Annotated in this window: 13 protein-coding genes; 11 read left to right on the forward strand and 2 right to left on the reverse strand. The window is 62.4% G+C overall.

Features of this window, described 5'->3' with window-relative positions:
- Positions 1–196 precede the first annotated feature (196 nt).
- The 7 genes from V0R59_RS21370 (at position 197) to V0R59_RS21400 (ending at position 9,616) form a co-directional block, all read left to right on the forward strand.
- Positions 197–1,816: a GMC family oxidoreductase gene (locus V0R59_RS21370; RefSeq protein WP_330076668.1), complete on the forward strand. Its 1,620-nt coding sequence runs from the start codon at positions 197–199 to the stop codon at positions 1,814–1,816.
- The gene (locus V0R59_RS21375) at positions 1,813–3,303 is read left to right on the forward strand and encodes an aldehyde dehydrogenase family protein (RefSeq protein WP_330076669.1); all 1,491 of its coding nucleotides are present in this window, start codon (positions 1,813–1,815) and stop codon (positions 3,301–3,303) included. Before V0R59_RS21370 ends, V0R59_RS21375 begins: the two co-directional genes overlap by 4 nt.
- A gap of 64 nt (positions 3,304–3,367) precedes the next feature.
- The gene (locus tag V0R59_RS21380; protein WP_330076670.1) at positions 3,368–5,026 is read left to right on the forward strand and encodes a DUF1302 domain-containing protein; all 1,659 of its coding nucleotides are present in this window, start codon (positions 3,368–3,370) and stop codon (positions 5,024–5,026) included.
- Between the two features lie 27 nt (positions 5,027–5,053).
- Complete coding sequence (locus V0R59_RS21385) at positions 5,054–6,415, forward strand: DUF1329 domain-containing protein (RefSeq protein WP_330076671.1); 1,362 nt, start codon at positions 5,054–5,056, stop codon at positions 6,413–6,415.
- A gap of 182 nt (positions 6,416–6,597) precedes the next feature.
- The gene (locus tag V0R59_RS21390) at positions 6,598–7,632 is read left to right on the forward strand and encodes an amidohydrolase family protein (protein ID WP_330076672.1); all 1,035 of its coding nucleotides are present in this window, start codon (positions 6,598–6,600) and stop codon (positions 7,630–7,632) included.
- A complete protein-coding gene (locus V0R59_RS21395) occupies positions 7,629–8,828 on the forward strand; it encodes a phosphotransferase (protein ID WP_330076673.1) in 1,200 nt (399 codons plus the stop codon). The genes V0R59_RS21390 and V0R59_RS21395 overlap by 4 nt, the downstream gene beginning before the upstream one ends.
- A gap of 2 nt (positions 8,829–8,830) precedes the next feature.
- A complete protein-coding gene (locus tag V0R59_RS21400; RefSeq protein ID WP_330076674.1) occupies positions 8,831–9,616 on the forward strand; it encodes a tyrosine-protein phosphatase in 786 nt (261 codons plus the stop codon).
- On the opposite strand, the gene V0R59_RS21405 is transcribed toward V0R59_RS21400, so the two are convergent.
- Together V0R59_RS21405 and V0R59_RS21410 are read right to left on the reverse strand one after the other, a co-directional pair.
- Complete coding sequence (locus V0R59_RS21405) at positions 9,613–10,497, reverse strand: DMT family transporter (RefSeq protein WP_095156515.1); 885 nt, start codon at positions 10,495–10,497, stop codon at positions 9,613–9,615. The genes V0R59_RS21400 and V0R59_RS21405 overlap by 4 nt on opposite strands.
- 11 nt (positions 10,498–10,508) lie before the next feature.
- Positions 10,509–11,354: an SDR family oxidoreductase gene (locus tag V0R59_RS21410; protein WP_330076675.1), complete on the reverse strand. Its 846-nt coding sequence runs from the start codon at positions 11,352–11,354 to the stop codon at positions 10,509–10,511.
- Positions 11,355–11,761: 407 nt separating this feature from the next.
- Here V0R59_RS21410 and V0R59_RS21415 point away from each other — a divergent pair, with 407 nt between their 5' ends.
- From V0R59_RS21415 to V0R59_RS21430, 4 genes are all read left to right on the forward strand, one after another.
- On the forward strand, positions 11,762–13,417 hold the full coding sequence (locus V0R59_RS21415; protein WP_330076676.1) for a DUF1302 domain-containing protein: 1,656 nt from the start codon (positions 11,762–11,764) through the stop codon (positions 13,415–13,417).
- 30 nt (positions 13,418–13,447) lie between these two features.
- Positions 13,448–14,812 (forward strand): DUF1329 domain-containing protein, encoded by a 1,365-nt coding sequence (locus V0R59_RS21420; protein ID WP_095156518.1) that lies wholly within the window; start codon positions 13,448–13,450, stop codon positions 14,810–14,812.
- Positions 14,813–14,998: 186 nt separating this feature from the next.
- Positions 14,999–16,066, forward strand: a complete 1,068-nt coding sequence (locus V0R59_RS21425) for a WD40/YVTN/BNR-like repeat-containing protein (RefSeq protein ID WP_330076677.1) — start codon at positions 14,999–15,001, stop codon at positions 16,064–16,066.
- Positions 16,067–16,101: 35 nt separating this feature from the next.
- Positions 16,102–18,636 (forward strand): efflux RND transporter permease subunit, encoded by a 2,535-nt coding sequence (locus V0R59_RS21430; protein WP_095156520.1) that lies wholly within the window; start codon positions 16,102–16,104, stop codon positions 18,634–18,636.
- Positions 18,637–18,654 lie beyond the last annotated feature (18 nt).

Genomic DNA, 18,654 nt, shown 5'->3' on the forward strand with positions numbered 1-18,654 from the left:
CAGGGCTGCCCGGCGGTGCTTTCTGAACAGTGGCATACACATTTCCAGGTCGGCAAGAAATGTTTTAGAACAGATTTTCGATAATTGTTAATTATTTCCCGCATGCCGAACACATTCGCGGTTCCGTTCGTTGTCGCTTTACCCCGCCGGCCGTACCGTCTCTCCAGTGCCCACGTACCTGGAGAGAACAACAACAATGAGCAAAACGTACGACTACATCATCATCGGCGCCGGGTCGTCGGGGTGTGTATTGGCCAACCGATTGTCTGCCGACTCGACGGTATCGGTGCTGCTGATCGAAAGCGGCCCGGAGCATCGCAGCCCGCTGATCGCCATGCCCCGGGGCATCGGCAAACTCCTGCGCCCCGGCAATCCGCATGTCTGGAGTTACCAGGCCGCCCGCGGTGCGGGCATGGCCGACGAGGTATGGCTCAAGGGCAAGACGCTGGGCGGCTCCAGTTCGGTCAACGGCATGGTTTATGTGCGCGGTACGCCTGACGACTACGACCATTGGGAAGCCTTGGGGTGTACCGGCTGGGGCTGGGCCGACATGGGGCGGCAGTTCGTTGCGCTGGAAGACCACCAATTGGGCAAGAGCCAGTGGCGCGGTGTGGGCGGGCCGCTGAAAGTCACCGTGCACCCGGCGGGGTATGCCTTGTGCGATGCGGTGATCAGCGCGGCCGGTGAACTGGGGGCGGCGCGCACCGACGATACCAACCACGTTGCGTCGGTGCGCGAGGGTGGTTTTGGCTATCAGCCGCAGACCACCTGGAAGGGGCAGCGGTTCAGTGCCGCGCGGGCCTTTCTCGACCCGATACGTGAGCGCCCGAATCTGACGGTGATGACGGACACTGACGTACAGCGTATCGAGTTCACCCAGCGCCGCGCTTCAGCGGTACACACCAGTGGCCACGCGGGAACGGCCTGTTTCGACGTGCGCCACGAAGTGCTGCTGTGCGCGGGAGCCATCGAGTCGCCCAAGTTACTGCAGCTATCAGGCATCGGCCCGGCCGGGTTGTTGTCGGGGCTGGGCATCGCCGTGGTGCACAACGCGCCCGAGGTGGGACGCAACCTGCGTGAGCACGTGTACATGGCGATGCAGTACCGGGTCACTCGTGGCAGCTTCAACCACTGCTTTCACGGGTTGGGCCTGCTGGGGGCGGTGGCCCGGTACTTTCTGCGCAAGAAAGGCCCGATGACTCACGCGGCCCATGAGGCGGGCGGTTTTGTCAAAACGCTGCCGGAGCTGGAGCGCCCGGATGCGCAGATCGGCGTCAGTCTTTATTCCATGGACGGCGACGGCAACAAGGTCGAGATCGACAGGCAACCCGGCCTGACCATCGGCGGCTACTTCCTGCGCCCGCAAAGCCAGGGGCAGGTTTGTATTCAATCGGCTGACCCCAGCGCGCCCCCACGTATCGACGCCAACTACTTGAGCGCCGAGGTCGATCGTCGCTCGGCAATTGCCCTGTTCCGCTGGTGTCGCCGCCTGGCCGCACAGCCGGCGCTAAAACCGTACATCGTGAGTGAGCTGACACCGGGGGCGCACGTCGAAAGCGATGACCAGATCCTGGCGGCCTTTCGTCGCTTCGGCCAGACCGCTTTCCACGTCAGCGGCACCTGCCGCATGGGCGCCGACAGTGCTTCGGTGCTCGATCCCGAGCTACGTGTGCGCGGTGTCCAGGGCCTGCGGGTGGTCGACACCTCGGTGATGCCCTGCCTGGTATCGGGCAACACCAATGCACCGGCCATGGCCATCGCCATGCGCGCGGCAGAACTTATCACCGGCAAGCTATCAGGAGCGGTAACCGCATGAGCGTTCCCTTCACCCAACTGGACAAACTGTATATCGATGGCGACTGGGTTCGGGCGGACGGTCCGCCCGAAGCGGTGCTCAACCCCGCCACCGAGGCGGTGATCGGCTACGCCCCGGCCGGCGATCTGCACAGCGCCGAGGCGGCCATCGCCGCTGCGCGCACGGCCTTCGACCACGGCCCCTGGCCGTGGCTGAGCATGGCCGAGCGTGCGGGCTACCTGCGGCGGATGCACGCTGCGCTGGTGGCCAGGCGTGAACAGATCGCCGCGCTGATCATCGCCGAGGTCGGCTGCTCGCAGGGCGTGACCTATGCCATGCAAGTGGACATGCCGCTCGGCCATGTGCTCACGGCCATCGAGCAATCGCTGCACAGCGACAGCCTGCAGATTCCCGTGCAGGCCAATCCAGATCCCTTCAACCCGGGCGGGCCGATGATCCTGGGCAGCGGCACCGTGGAGCGTGAGCCGATCGGGGTGGTGGCGGGTATCACCGGCTATAACTTCCCGTTTCTGCTCAACCTGGCCAAAGTGTTCCCGGCGTTGCTGGCGGGTAACACCCTGGTGCTCAAACCCTCGCCTTTCACGCCGTACTCAGCGTTGCTGTTCGGGCAGATCGCCGAAGAGGTCGGGTTGCCCAAAGGCGTGCTCAATATTGTCACGGGGGCTACAGCGGTCGGCTGCCTGCTGAGCAGTGATCCGCGCGTGGACATGGTGTCATTCACCGGGTCTGAAGCGGTAGGCATCAGCATCATGAGCCAGGCCGCACCCACGCTCAAACGTGTGCACCTGGAACTGGGCGGCAAGTCGGCATTGATCGTGCGCGCAGATGCTGACATCCAGGCCGCCGCCCTGGGTGCGGTCGCCGGGCTTGCGGTGAACGCGGGACAGGGCTGCGCCTTGCTCACACGCTTCGTGGTTCACCACTCGGTGAGGGAGCCGTTCGTGCAGTGCGCCAAGGCCATTGCCGGGCAGTGGAAGGTCGGCGATCCGGCAGACCCCAGCGTGATGATGGGCCCGCTGATTCGCGAGGCACAGCGGGCCAGGGTCGAGCACTTCATCGCCAGCGGCAGGGACGCTGGCGCCACGCTGGTGTGCGGCGGCGGACGCCCGGCGCACCTGGCCCGCGGGTTCTTCAGTGAGCTCACCCTCTTCGACAATGTTCGCAACGACATGACCATCGCCCAGGAGGAAATCTTCGGGCCGGTCGGCGTGGTGATCGGGTTCGACAGTGATGATGAGGCGGTCGCCATCGCCAATGACTCGCGCTTCGGCCTGAACAGTGCGGTGGCCTCGGCGGACGCCGCCGTCGCCTACGACCTCGCCAGGCGCATCCGCGCCGGCAGTGTGTACCTCAACGGCGGCAGCGGCAGCTTGCCTTATGCACCGATTGGCGAGTTCAAACGCTCAGGTATCGGCCGCGAGTTCGGGCCCAACTGGCTGAAGGAGTTTACCCAGGAAAAATCGATCATCTATCCCATCGGCCGCTAGTACCAGCGCCTCGCCAAGGGCGTTTCAACAGAACGACTGACAATAAGAACAAAAGGTGGTTTGCATGAAAGGGACGAGAAAACAGGGCCGCTCGCGGTCCCTGGCGCTGCTGATATTGAGCGGCCTGTCGGTAGGCCAGACTGGCGCCGCACTGGCGATGGCCATCGACTTGCCCAACCCGGACTTTCGCCTGCGCTGGGACAACACGGTGCGCTACAACCTGGGCATGCGCATGGAGGGCCAGGACCGACGCATCATGAACACGCCCTCGTATGACGAGTCCGATGGCAAGTTCGACAAGGGCGACATCGTCACCAACCGCGTCGATGTACTCAGCGAAATCGACTTGTCCTACCGCAAGGACTGGGGGCTGCGCCTGAGCGCTGCCGGCTGGTACGACCAGGCGTACCATGACAGCACGGTGCGCAGCCATGTCGCCGGCTACCAGAGCAGTTACGACAACGATCGCTACAGCGCGGAGGTCAAGCGTTACGTCGAGGGCCCGTCGGGAGAAATGCTTGACGCCTTCGTGTGGAAGAACGTGCGCCTGGGTGATGCCACCGTCAACGTCAAGGTGGGCCGCCATACCAACTACTGGGGGGAGGGCCTGTTGTTTGGCGCCCATGCGGTGTCCTACTCGCAAGCGCCGCTCGATGGCGCCAAGGCCGTTACCAGCCCGGGCATCGAAACCAAGGAAGTGTTCCTGCCCATCGGGCAGATCTCCGCCAAGGCACAGGCCACCGACAACCTCACCCTGGCCGCGCAGTACTTCTACGAATGGGATTACACCCGCATGCCGTATGGCGGCACCTATTTTGGTCCGGCTGACCCGTTCTTCGAAGGCCCGGACCGGCTACCGGTTGCGCCGGGGTTTTCCCTCAACCGAGAGAAGTCCAGATACGGTCGTGACTCGGGCAACTGGGGCGTAATGGCCAAGTACGAGGTGGAGGCGATTCAGTCCACTGTCGGTGTCTACTACCGCCAGTTCGATGATTACCAGCCCTGGCTGGCGCCGGCGGTGTCCCTGGCCAGTGGCAGCTACCGTCTGGTTTACCCCCGCAACGTCAAGCTGATGGGCCTGAGCTTTTCCCGCGTGTTCGATTCGGTTTCGGTGGGCAGCGAGATTTCCTACCGCAAAGGCGGTGCCCTGAACGCAATAGGGGTGGACCCGACCGACAACGAAGGACCGCGTGGCGACAGCTTTCACTTTGTGGCCAACGCGGTGTACGGCGTGCCGCGCAACTTCATCGCCAACAACGCCACGCTGGTCGGGGAGTTCGCTTATAGCCACCTGCGCAAGGTGACCGGTCACGAAGACCTGTATCTGGGCGAAGGCAACGCCAACTGCGTAGACCCGCGCGTGGGCACGGCCGGCTCGGGGGACAAGCGTGAGGGTTGCTCCACCCGCAACTACGCGGCTTTCGCGCTCAACTACACCCCGCAGTACCTGTCGGTGTTCCCGTCCTGGGACATGACGGTGCCGCTCACCGTCAACTACGGCCTGTCGGGTAATGCCGCAACGGCCGGTGGCGGCAACGAAGGGGCACTGACCTGGTCGGTCGGCGTGCAGTTGACCTACGCCCAGCGCTATGAATTCGGCTTGCGCTACGCCGACAGCGACGCGCAGTCCAAGCACATTCCCGGTGACACCGTGGGCGGCAACGGCAGTGTCGGCGGCACGGACCGGGGCTGGTTGGCGTTCACCTTCAAAACCTCCATCTAAGAAAGCCAAGAAGCGGAGTACCTGTTGATGAAACTACAGATGGCACTGGCGGTAACGTTGCTGAGCGTTGCCACATGCAGCCTGGGCGCGGCACCGGCCGATCAGGTCGCCGAGATCGACAAGACGCTGACGCCTTTCGGCGCGATTATCGCGGGCAATGCCGAGGGCAGCATTCCGCCCTACACCGGTGGCCTGCGCCAGGCACCCCCGGGCTTTTCCCCGGATAGCGGCTTCTGGGCCGACCCGTTCCAGGATGAAAAACCGCTGCTGCGGATCAATTCGAAGAACATGGCGCAGTACGCCGACCGTCTGAGTGGCGGACAAAAGATGCTGTTGGGCAAATACCCGGACTACTACCTGGACATCTACCCCAGTCACCGTACCGCCGCCTACCCGCAGGCCATGCTCGATGCCACCGTGCGCAACGCCAGCACCTGCAACACTACCCAGGACAACCTGGCGGTGGACCCCGCGTGCCGCGGTGGCCTGCCGTTTCCGCTCCCGCAAAATGGCAACGAGGTGATCTGGAACCAGCAACTGCGCTACAAGGGCGCCGGCTATACCACGACGGCTTCGTCCAATAGCTGGGTGGTGGACTCCCAGGGCTCGGTGACCAAGACGGCCGAGTCTGCCACGCTGGAAGAGGCCCCTTACTATCAGGTCACGCAGGCCGACCGGGATCCGCAGTTGTATTACCGGGCCTGGGCGCTGGACAGCTACCCGGCGCGCAGTGCAGGGCAGTTGATTATTCTGGCCGATTACCTTGACCCGCAACGCCAGCCACGTCGTGCGTGGAGCTACACACCGGGCATGCGACGGATCAAGCTGGCGCCGGAGTTCGCCTACGACACCCCGGTACCCAACCAGGGCGGGGTCAACCTGTTCGACGAATTGCAGATGTTTTCCGGCAGCCAGGACCGCTTCGACTACAAGCTGGTCGGGCGCAAGGAAATGTACATCCCGTACAACGCCTACAGGTTCTACTTCAGTTGCGGCCAGCAGGAGCAATTTCTCAAACACCACGCCAACCCTGCGTGCGAACGCTGGGAACTGCACCGGGTGTGGGTGGTGGAGGCGACGCTGAAGCCGGGCAAACGTCACGTGTACAGCAAGCGCACCTATTACCTCGACGAAGACACGTTTGGAGCCGGGCTCTACGACGCGTGGGACCAGGGCGGCACGCTGTACCGGGCATTGTTCCTCAGTGCTGTGCAGCTGTACGACAAGAACCTGCCCTACACTGTGAAGAACGTCAGCTACGACTTCAACAAAGGCATGTGGTCGCTGTTGAACGATGGTCTGAAGGGCGGCTACCGGGTGCACGACACACCGTTATCCGAGCGTGACATGAAGCCCGAGTCCATTGTGGCCCAAGAGACCCAGCGCTGATTCAACCATGCGTCCAGACATTGGCGGCCTGCGAGGGCCGCTTTTTTTTGCCTTGCATACGGCAAAAATTAAATGAACACAAAATCAAAAAGTGTTTATATTTGTTGTGATATCCGAACCTGGCGAGCGGTCCAGTCGATGACCGTTCGGCCTGCTGGCTGATTACAACAAGGAGAAACGCCATGCTGATCGATGTACACGCCCACCTGCTCACCGAGGGCATGCTCAACCGTCACGAATTCTGGGGCCCGTTCATGAAGGTGCAGGGGTTGACCGTCGGTCATTTTTCCCTCGGTACCAAGCAACCGGCCAAGGCCGCCAGCGATGCCGAAGCGCAAGCCAACCTGCTGGCCCGCATGACTCACGCCAGTCGCCGCAAGCTGATGGCCGAGCGGGGCGTCGACAAGCTGGTGGTGTCCACGCCTTCGCATTGCTTCATGTATTGGGCTGGTGATTTCGCCAATGAATATGCGCGTGTCTGCAATGACGAGATGTCGGCATTCTGCCGTGCCGACCCCGACCATTTTGACTTCTGGTGCCATGCCAACCTGGCCGACCCGCACAACGCTGCCAGGGAAATCGAACGCGCGGTCACCCAACTGGGGGCCAAGGGCGTCTGTGTCGGCGGCGCCAACTTCAACGCTCTGCAGGCCTATGACGAGCAACTGTTCCCGGTATGGGAGAAGCTTGTGCAACTCGATGTGCCGATCATGGTGCATGGCTTCAACCAGTCGATTTACTGGGGCGAGAAACACACCGACGACAAGTTCGAAACCACCTCCATCGTGGGTGATTGCGTCGATGAAACGCTGTTCTTCTGGTACCTGATCTGCGGTGGCGCGCTGGATGTGTTTCCAACCCTGAAAACCTACATCACCCACGCCGGTGGCATGGCGATCTTCCAACTTGGGCGGCTCAGTGAGCTCAACCACGCAATGGCGCCTGATACGCGAAACCAGCGGCCACTGCTGGACTACCTGCAGAACTTCTACTTCGACCTCGATGTACACGCACCCGGCTTGCGGCGTGGCGTCGCCGAGGTAGTGGGGGCCGAACGCTTGCTGTATGGCACCAACTTTGGCGGGGCCTATGACCACGGGGATCTGACCGCCGGGCTGGGGCTGTCGGGTGAGGATCGCGAGCGGATTCGCAGCGGAAACGCCATCGAACTGCTCAAGCTCAAGGTGCCGGCCAGCGCTCATGCAGTGACGCCATGACCGGCAGCCTGCTCGCCATGAGCGCCGGGCGGCCCTACCCGCAACGCATTGGGCGGTTGCCGCGGCAACTCGGTGAAATCAGCGCGGCCTGGCTCACGCAACTGCTTCAGCCGTGCTACCCCGGTATCGAAGTGCTGGCGCTGGAGGTGGTGGAGGTCCGCAACGGGCACACCACGAAACTGCGCGCCCGTCTCGAGCTGAACGACGTTGGCCGGCAAGCGGGCATACCGTCGCATGTGTGCCTGAAGTCGAACTGGTCCGAGGGTTTCGAGAGCGGCGATATCTGTGAACTGGAGTCGCGCTTCTATCATCTGGCCCGTGTCTGGCCCGATGCGCCATTGCCAGCCACCTATTTCACTGACTGGGACGCCGATGGCGGTGGTCGCGGTGTGGTGGTGATGGAGGACCTGGGGCTGGCAGCCGGGCGATTCGGCCACAGCACCGATCACTTGGGCGTGGATGGTGTCGCCCGAGGTCTGGAGTCGCTGGCCACGCTGCATGCCGCGACCTGGGCCGACCCGCAGTTGCACCGCCAGGGCTGGTTGCCGGTGTCGATGGCCAACCCGGTCGACACTGATGGCCTGCTGCGCATGTACAACTACATCAAGGTCAATCTGCGCAAGGACGACTACCATCAGCGGCTGCCTCGCTGGATGTACGAGACCCCGGAACTGTTCAGCCATGCTTTCGACGAGCTGGCTGCCTTCGAGCGGGCGCAGACCTCACCCATCTGCCTGATTCATGGCGACTCGCATCAGGGCAACAGCTTCCTGCGCGAAGATGGACAGCGCATCTGGCTCGACTGGCAACTGGCGAGACGTGGTCGACCGTGGCGCGATGTGGCGTATTTCATGCTCGGCGCACTGACGATTGAGGAGCGTCGCGCCGATGCGCAGCGGCTGTTGCAGGTGTACCGCGAGAAGTTGATCAGCCTGGGCGCGATTGGCGTACTCGACCAGGACGCCGCTTGGGAACAACTGCGGCGTTGGCCGGTGTGGGGCATGCAGACGTGGATGTCGAACATGGATGACTGGGGCCAGGCAGGTCTGCCCATGGTAGAACGCTTCTTTGCCGCCGCCGAAGACTTCGACACTCTTCGCTTGCTGACGCACGGGCGCAAGCCGCGCCGTATCCCCGTGCTGGGCGAGGGTGCGCGTGCGCTGACGCAGGCCTATGCCCACTTGCTGGAGAAATGAGCATGACCATGCTACGCACGCTGCACTTGCCTGGCGTGGACAACTTTCGCAGCCTGGCGGGCATGTCCACCCCCTGCGGCCGACGTATCGCAGGCCATAGCCTGTTGCGCTCGGACCAGTTGCATCGGCTGACAGCCGCGAGCTGGCAGGTACTGCAGCGGCTGGGCCTGAAGGCGGTGTGTGACCTGCGCAGCGCGGGTGAGCGCGAGTGTTACCCGAGCGCTTTCCCGGGTGCGCGCCTGCGCCAGTTTCACTTGCCGATCGGTGGCGACCTGCGGGCGGATCCTGGCATCGCCGCGATGCTGGCCGAAAACCCGGCGGTGGAGGGCGCTCAAGGCATGATGCTGGAGGTGTACCGACGCTTGCCCGGTCTGCTGGCGGGGCATATGCCGCTGCTGTTCAGCCTGCTTGCCGGGCGCAAGGCATCGGTGCTGATCCACTGCACCGCCGGCAAGGACCGCACGGGCGTGGCCGTGGCGCTCGTACTGCATGCGCTCGGGGTCGAGCCGGCGCAGATCATGGCGGACTATCTGCGCTCGGCGCGGCGGTTGAGCCAGCTTGATGCACCGCGCCAGGAGGCCATGCACCTGGCGGTGAGCCGTATGGTGGGCCAGTCGGTCCACGAAGCGGCAATCGATGTGGTGCTGGATGCCCGGCCCGAATACCTGAATGCAGCGTATGCGGTAATAGAGGCCGAATACGGAGGGCTGGAGCGTTATCTGCTGCGCTTCAGCGGTCTGGATCGCGAGGGTCTGCGGGCGCTGCGTGAGCGCCTGCTTGTGGTTTAGGGCCGGGTGCTGACGGGCAGACGCGCGGGTTGCCATTGGGCCAGCGCGATCCCCAGCAGAATCAGACCGCCGCCTACCGCGTGGTACAGGTGCAATGTCTCCCCGAGCAGACCTATCGCCAGGACCGCAGTAAACAACGGCACCAGGTTCATCAGCACGGCGGTTTTTTCCGCGCCCAGGCGTTGCAGGCCGTGTATCCACAGGCCGGGTGCCAGCGCTGAAGCGAACAGCCCGGCAAACAGGACCAGTGGCAGGCTTTGCGCACTCAGGGTCATCGATGAGGCAAGCAGGAACGGCGGCACCAGCAGCAAGGTGCCGCAGAGTATCTGTACGTAGAGGCTTTCCCAGATGGGCAGGGGGATTTGCCAGCGCTTCACCAACACGCAATACAGGGCGTATGACAGTGATGCCAGCAGCATCAGGCCCTCACCCAGCCCCACTCCGTGTTGCCACAGCGACGACAAATCGCCCGCTGCCAGTAACCACGCCAGCCCGACGAATGAAATAGCGGCACCAACCAGCAGAGGCAGGGTCGGGCGGGTGTTCAGCAACGGGAACGCTACCAGTACCGTCAGCAAGGGCATGGTCGCCAGAATCAGTCCCATCGAGGTGGCGCTGACCGTATGTGCGGCAAAATAGGCCAGTGACTGGTACAGCGACATGCCAAGCAAGCCCAGCAGCCAGAGCCTGGGCAGGTGTGGCCGTATCGCCCGGCGGATTCTCCAGGCTCTGGGCAGCAGGACGGGCGACAACACCAGCAACGCGGTCAGCCAGCGATAGAAGGAAATGGCCGCGGGGTCGATCACCCCCACTGACAGCCGGTTGACCACCGTGCTGGCGGCCCAGATCAGCGTGGCTAGCACAGGCAACAGCACGTTCATCACGGGGCGCCTCAGTGGCTTTTGGTATTTCGAGCGGCCATGGCCACGGCAAAATCGCGCTTGAGGGTCGGGAAGTAGGCAATCTGTCCGCCCATGCCCCCGGCAATGTCGATCGACGCTGCGCTGATGAAGCTGGCGTATTCGCTGGAAAGGAACAGCACCATTCCCGCGACATCGTCCGGTTTGCCGTAGCGGCCGATCGGCACCACTTTCATGACCATGGCGTCGAACTCTTCCCGGCTGACGCCGGGCCCCATTTCCTTGTAGTGACGGTCCCACTGGCCGGTGTCGATCCAGCCCATGTTCAGGCTGTTGACGAGGATGTTGTCCTTGGCCAGCGACATGCCCAGCGACCGGGAAAGCGCAATGCATGACGCTCGGTTGATCACGGACGGGATGCCATCGGGGGTGGGGACGGTGCCGGCCAGGGCATTGATCTCGATGATTCGTCCCCAGCGCTGTTCACGCATGAATGGCACCACCGCCTGGACAAAGCGGAAATGCCCCATCTGCAGCACATTCGCGTGTTCAAGAATGGCCTCCGGCGTAAGGGTTTCGAGGTTGCCACCGCGTCCCTGGCCGGCGTTATTGACCAGAATGTCCACGCCACCCCATGCATGGACCACTTCGCCGACAAATTGTTGAACACCCTGAGTGTCCGTGACATCCACCGCCCGGGCCAGCACCTCCTGCGCGTTTTCCTGAAGTTGCGATGCCGCTTCACGGACGGCCTCGAGGCTGCGCGCGCAAATCGCCACGCGGGCGCCTTCCAGGGCGAAGGCACGGGCTATCGCAAGGCCTATGCCGCGTGAGGCGCCCGTGACAATGACACGTTTTCCGCTGAGGTCGATGTTCATGCAGGGCGAGCTCCTTGTAGTTTTTATGGGCTGAGCGCAGGTGCAGCGCAGGTGCTTTCTGTGGCTTGTTTACCGGAAAAAGACAGTCAGAGCAAAACATAATTGAACAGTAAGCTTTTTTGTGTGCAGTATTGGTCGTGAGTTTTTCCGTGCCTTTCGAGGCCAAGCGTAAGTAGCAGGCAAAAAAACGCTGATTATTCTGAATGGAGAATTGAAATCTTTATATGGAATTATTTTTTTTTCTCGGTTAATTTGCATCCAGGCCATGGGAGCGCTTCACCGGTAAACCTGCCGGCAAGACCACCCCAAGACGCTTAGGCAAGCGGCAAGGCAGCGGCGCTTCACAACGCCAGCAACCGTCACTTGACCTCACACAAACGACTGAAAATAAAAATAAAAGGTGGCGTATGAAAGACATGACCAAGTCTGGAAGGCATGTGTTTAGCCGCAGTGCAGTAGCGCTGGCAGTGCTCGGCGGGATGAGTGGAGCCCACGCTATTTCGTTTGACCTGAGCAACCCCGATTACCGCCTGCGTTGGGACAACACCGTGCGCTATAACCTGGGCATGCGTATGGAAGGGCAAGATCACCGGATCATGCGGACCCCGACCTCCGACGAGTCCGACAGCAAGTTCGACAAAGGCGATATCGTTACAAATCGGCTCGATGTGTTGAGCGAAGTGGACTTCTCCTACCTGAACGAGTGGGGCGCACGCCTCAGTGCTGCCGGCTGGTATGACCATGCTTACCGTGACACCAGTGTGCACAGCCAGGTGGGCGGCCAGACCAGCTACGAAAATGGCCACTACAGCGATCAGGTCAAGCGCTATGTCAGGGGGCCATCGGGTGAAATCCTCGATGCATTCGTGTGGAAGAACTTTCAACTGGGCGACACTCCGGTCAACGTGAAGATCGGCCGCCATACCAATTACTGGGGTGAGGGCCTGTTGTTCGGTGCCCACTCCGTTTCCTACTCCCAGGCGCCGAGCGACGGTGTAAAAGCCGCCACCAGCCCAGGTATCGAGACAAAAGAAGTATTTCTGCCCATTGGCCAGGTGTCGGCCAAGGCGCAGGTCACTGACCACCTGTCCATCGCTGGCCAGTATTTCTATGAGTGGGACTACACCCGCATTCCTTACGGCGGCACCTACTTCGGCGCCGCGGACTTCCTGTTCGAAGGGCCGGACCAGATGCCGGCCGGCGCAGGGGCACTCAAACGCAGCTCATCCAGATATGGCCGTGACAGCAATGCCAACTGGGGCGTGATGGCCAAGTACAACCTGGAGGCGATCGAATCGACCTTCGGCTTCTACTACCGCCAGTTCGATGACTACCAGCCGTGGCTCGCGCCGCAGGTCAAAGCCAATCTGGGCGAGTACCGCGTCGTTTACCCACGCGGGGTGAAGCTTGCCGGTGTCAGCTTTGCACGGGTGTTCGACTCTGTGGCCGTGGGTACTGAGTTGTCGTACCGCAAGAACGGCGCATTGAACGCCACCGGCGTCAGCACACTGGATGACGAAGGGCCGCGCGGCGACACCATCCATTTCATCGCAAACGCGGTGTACGGCATGCCGCGCAACTTCATCGCCAACAACGCGACCCTGGTCGGCGAGTTCGCCTACAGCCACCTGGTCAAGGTCACCGAGCATGACGAGCTGTTCAAATACAAGGGCAACAATGCTTGTACAGACGCTCGCACACCCGGCGTGGCCGGCTCCGGCGATGCGTCGGATGGCTGCTCGACGCGTGATTACTATGCGGTGGCGGTGAACTACACGCCGCAGTACCTGAGCATCTTCCCATCGTGGGACATGGACGTGCCGCTGACCGTCAACTACGGCGTCCACGGCAACGCTGCAACGGCCGGTGGCGGCAGTGAAGGCGCGATGTCCTGGTCGGCCGGTGTGAAGTTCACCTACCAGCAACAGTACGAATTCGGTCTGCGCTACGCCGATACCCGTGCCCAGCCCAAGAACCTGGCCAATGGCACCGTCGCTGGCAATGGTGGCGTCGGTAACACCGACCGTGGTTGGCTGGCATTCACATTCAAAACCTCCTTCTGAACAAATCCAATAAAAACGGAGACCGCCTGAATGAAACGACAATTAGCCTTGTCCCTCGCACTGTTCGGCATCGCTACCTGCAGCCTGGCTGCGGTCAGCCCTGAAGAGGCCGCGCAGCTTGGTACGACCCTGACCCCCTTCGGCGCGATCAAAGCGGGCAACGCAGAGGGCACCATCCCTGCCTATGACGGCGGCCTTCGCACTGCGCCGGCGGATTTCAAGCCCGACAGCGGGTTCTGGGCCGACCCGTTCCGCAACGAGAAGCCCCTGTTCCGCATCACTGCGCAAAACGTGGCGCAATACGCCGACAAACTCAGTGACGGGCAGAAGGAAATCCTCAAGAAGTACCCGGAGTACTACTTCGATATCTACCCGAGCCATCGCACCACTGCCTATCCCAAAGAGGTGCTGGAGGCCACGGTACGCAATGCGACCAGTTGCAACACCCAGAAAGATGGCCTGGCGGTTGACCCTGCCTGCCGGGGCGGGCTGCCGTTCCCGATTCCGAAGACCGGCAACGAGGTGATCTGGAACCAGCAATTGCGTTACAAGATCGGCCCCGGCTACTCCACCACCAGTTCATCCAACAGTTGGGTGATGGACGCCAATGGCCAGCGCACCAAGGCGGCCGAGCAGGCCACCTTCGAAGAGCAACCCTACTACCAGCCGACGCAGGCCGATCGTGATCCGATGATGTATGCGCGGGTGTATTCGCTGAACAACTATCCGGCGCGCCGTTCGGGTGAGGTCACCGTGCTCAACGACTACCTGGACCCCGCGACCAAGGCTCGCCGGGCCTTCAGCTACTCGCCCGGCCAGCGTCGCGTGAAGCTTGCGCCCGAGTTCTCCTTCGACACCCCGGTGGCCAGCCAGGGCGGGGTGACGCTGTTCGACGAACTGCAAATGTTCTCGGGTAGCCAGGACCGCTTCGACTACAAGCTGGTGGGCCGCAAGGAGATGTACATCCCCTACAACGCCTACAAGTTCTACTTCGAGTGCAAGCAGGACGACCAATTTCTCAAGCACCACGCCAACCCCGCGTGCGAGCGTTGGGAACTGCACCGCGTATGGGTAGTGGAGGCGACGCTCAAGCCGGGCAAGCGCCATGTCTACAGCAAGCGCACCTACTACCTGGATGAGGACACCTTCGGTATCGGCCTGTATGACGCCTGGGACCAGAGCGGCGCCTTGTATCGCGCCATCTTCCTCAGCGGTGTGCAGCTATACGACAAGGACCTGCCGTACAACGTGAAGAACGTTGTGTACGACTTCAACAAAGGCATGTGGGCGCTGCTCAACGACGGTTTGAAGGGGGGCTACAAGTTCTCCGACACGCCACGTACCGAACGGGACATGAACCCCGAGGCCATCGTCGCGCGTGAGACCCAACGCTGAGTCTGGTGTGCTGGCAGTAACCTGCGCGCCCTGCAAAGCGGCACGCAGTTGAGAAGGTTGTGCCTGATGCCTGGCAGCGTGCGGTGTGCTGTCGGGTAGCAGGGCGACTCTGGCGTGGTGAGGATAAAAACAATGATTAGCCAAGGCCTTGCAAGACCCCAACCGTGGCGCACGTGTGTGTTGAGCGTGGCGCTGATCCCCTTGTGGCTGGCGATGGCGGGTGCAACCCAGGCGGCGACCGCCGCCAGCGATCCGCTTGACGTGCCGGCGCAGACGCTCGGGCAGCCGCTAGCCGCGCCGTTGATCAGCGTGGTACGTGCCGGCAACACGCTGGTCGGTGTCGGCCTGCACGGCTTGATTCAACGCTCCAGTGACAATGGCAGCAGTTGGCAGCAGGTCCACAGTCCGGTTTCCAGCGACTTCGTCCAGGTGCGTTTCAGTGATGCGCGCAACGGCTGGATCGTCGGCCACGACTCCGTGGTGCTGCATAGCAGCGATGGCGGCGCCACCTGGGCCGTGCAGATGGACGGACGCAAGCTGCTGAGCCTGCTCGGCAGTGTCTACGGCCAGCGCGCCGAACAAGGCGACCCCGAGGCTGGTGACCTGGTGCAGGAGGTCAAACGTGCCGCGGGCAGTTCCGCGACTCCCAATGTGCTACCCGCGCCTTTGCTGGACGTACTGTTCGACGCCAGCGGCCGAGGCTTCGCTGTGGGCGCCTTCGGCATGATCCTGCACAGCGAGGACGCTGGCGGCACCTGGCAACCCTGGCTCGAGCGGGCTGACAACCCCCGCCGCATGCACCTGTACGGGCTGGCGGAGCGCAATGGCACGTTCTATATCAGCGGCGAACAGGGCGTACTGCTGCGCCTTGAGCCTGGTCAGCAGCGCTTTGAAAAAATCGAGACGCCCTACACCGGCACTTATTTCGGCGTCGCCGCCTTCGAGCAGTTACTGCTGGCCTATGGGCTGCGCGGCAATCTGTTCGCCAGCGTCGACGCCGGCCAGCACTGGCAACGGCTTGAAACCGGCATCGAAACCAGCCTGGTCAGTGTCGTGGAGCAAGGTACGGCGCTGGTGGTGGTGAGCCAGGGCGGGCAATTGGTCAGTGTGGATCGCCGCACTCTGGACGTCACCCCACTGGCACAGGCGCGCGTGGGCGAGGTGTATGCCGCCAGCGCGACAGAGCAGGACGGGCGGCTGGTGGTGGCGCGCTTTGCTGGCGCCAAGGTCATCGATATCGCCCGGGCTAACTGACGCCGTCGGCACGATTCCCCAACGAGAAAGAAAACATGGTCGAGCAAAAATTCAACAGCGGGATGCCAGTGATTGCCCATCTGGAGGACTTCGATAAAAACTCCGGCGGCTGGTTTGAGCGGGTGATCTTCCGTAACCGCATGTTGGTCATCGTTGCCTGCCTGCTCGCTACCGTGGTGCTGGGCTTCTTTGCGGCACAGCTTCAGGTGAACGCCAGCTTTGAAAAGATGATTCCCAGCTCCAGTCCCTATATCAAGAATTACCTGGCCTACAAAAACCAGTTGCCGGGGCTGGGCAACAGTGTCCGGGTGGTGGTCGAGAACAAGACCGGCGATATCTATGACGCCGAGTACCTGCTGGCCCTGCAGAAGGTCAATGACACGCTGTACCTGATTCCGGGCGTTGACCGCTCATGGATGAAGTCGCTGTGGATGCCCATCGTGCGCTGGAAGGAAGTCACCGAAGAGGGCATCGATGGCGGGGCAGTGATGCCATCGGACTACGACGGTAGCGAGCAGGCGATCCAGGCCTTGCGCCGCAACATCATGCGCGCTGGCATCACCGGTAGCCTGGTGGCCAACGACAGCAAGTCGAGCATGATCGTGGCACCGCTGCTCGACACCAACCCGCAAACCGGCAAGCCGCTGGACTATGGCGATTTCTCCAGGCAGCTTGAAGACAAGATCCGCTCGCTCGAAAGCGACAAGGTCGGCATCCACATCGTTGGTTTCAGCAAGTTGGTAGGCGACCTGATCGACGGCCTGTATTCGGTCATGCTGTTCTTTGGCGCCTCAGTGATGATCGCCGGCCTGTTCGTCTACTTCTATACCCGTTGCCTGCGTAGCACCTTGCTGCTGGTGAGCGTGGCGGTGGCCGGCGTGGTCTGGCTGCTGGGGCTGATGCAATTGCTGGGCTACGACCTGGACCCGTACTCGATCCTGGTGCCGTTCCTGATCTTCGCTATCGGCATCTCCCATGGCACCCAGAAGATGAACGGCATCCTCCAGGACATTGGCCGCGGCACCCACAAGTACGTAGCGGCGCGCTACACGTTCCGCCGCCTGTTTCTCACCGGGCTGACGGCGCTGCTGACCAACATCGTCGGCTTTGCCGTGTTGGTCATCATCGACATCCCGGTGATCCGCGACCTCGCCCTGACCACCAGCATCGGCGTGGCGGTGCTGATCTTCACCAAGTTGCTGTTGATTCCGGTGGCGCTGTCTTACCTGGGCGTGAGCGCCAAGGCCGCGCGCATCGCGATTGCCAAGGACCAGGCCGGTGAGGCCGGGCGAGGCTTTCTCGGGCGGGTCTGGCACGGCCTGGACCGTTTCACCGAGCGCCCGATGGCGACTGCGGTGATTGCCTTGTCAGTGCTGGTGACCGTGCTGGGCAGCGCGGTGATGATGCACCTGAAGGTAGGCGATCTCGACCCCGGTGCGCCCGAGCTGCGCCCGGACTCGAGATACAACCGCGACAATGCCTTCATCACCCGCCATTACGGCCTGTCCAGTGACCAGTTCGTGGTCATCATGAAAACCGACGAAGACAGTTGCCGGCTTTATCCGGCCCTGCAAAGCATGGACAAGCTGGCCTGGCGTCTGAACCAGACCCCCGGTGTGCAAACCACCCAGTCACTGGCCGAAACCGTGCGCATGATCAGCTCGGGCATGGCCGAGGGCAGCCCGAAATGGCTCAGCATCAGCCGCGACCAGGCCATCACCAACTCGGCGGTGGACGCGGCAATGATCTCGGCGCCCGGCATCACCAACCAGCAGTGCTCGGTGACGCCGATGATCGCCTACCTCGCGGATCACAAGGCAGACACCCTGAGCCGAGTGCTGAAGGTGTCGGAAGCGTTCGCCAGGGAGAACAACACTGTACCCGGCGCTGAACACCCGGTTGAGTTCCTGTTGGCGGCAGGCAACGCCGGCATCGAGGCCGCGACCAACATCGAGGTCGAGAAAGGCATCATCACCATGTACCTGGCGGTGTACGGCGCGACGGCGCTGCTGTGCCTGCTGACGTTCCGTAGCTGGCGGGCGACGGTCGTGGCGCTTATCCCACTGCTGATGACCACGATTATCTGCAAGGCACTGATGGTGTGGCTGGGCATCGGCCTGAAGGTGGCGACGCTACCGGTCATTGCGGTCGGTGTCGGCGTCGGCGTCGATTACGCGCTGTACCTGCTCAGCGTGCAGTTGGCGGTGCAGGAGCGCGGGGCCAGCCTGGCGGTCGCCTACCGTCGCTCGCTTGACTTCACCGGTCGCGTGGTCGCGCTGGTCGGCCTGACCATGGCGGCCGGGGTGATCACCTGGGCCTGGTCGCCGATCAAATTCCAGGCCGACATGGGCATCCTGCTGACCTTCATGTTCCTGTGGAACATGCTCGGGGCGCTGGTGCTGATCCCGGCCCTTTCGCATTACCTGCTCAACCCCAAACGCAACGCCAAGGCCGGGGCCACCCTCGACCTCGACGACGCGCGCTCGCGGCAACGCCCCGACAAGCCAACGAGCGCGGCCAAACGACATGCATTGCCCGGGTCCGCCGTGCGCGGCGTGCCCGCTGACTGAAAAGGCCGGATACAGGCC

Source organism: Pseudomonas ulcerans, from assembly GCF_036324125.1.
Taxonomy (GTDB): domain Bacteria; phylum Pseudomonadota; class Gammaproteobacteria; order Pseudomonadales; family Pseudomonadaceae; genus Aquipseudomonas; species Aquipseudomonas ulcerans.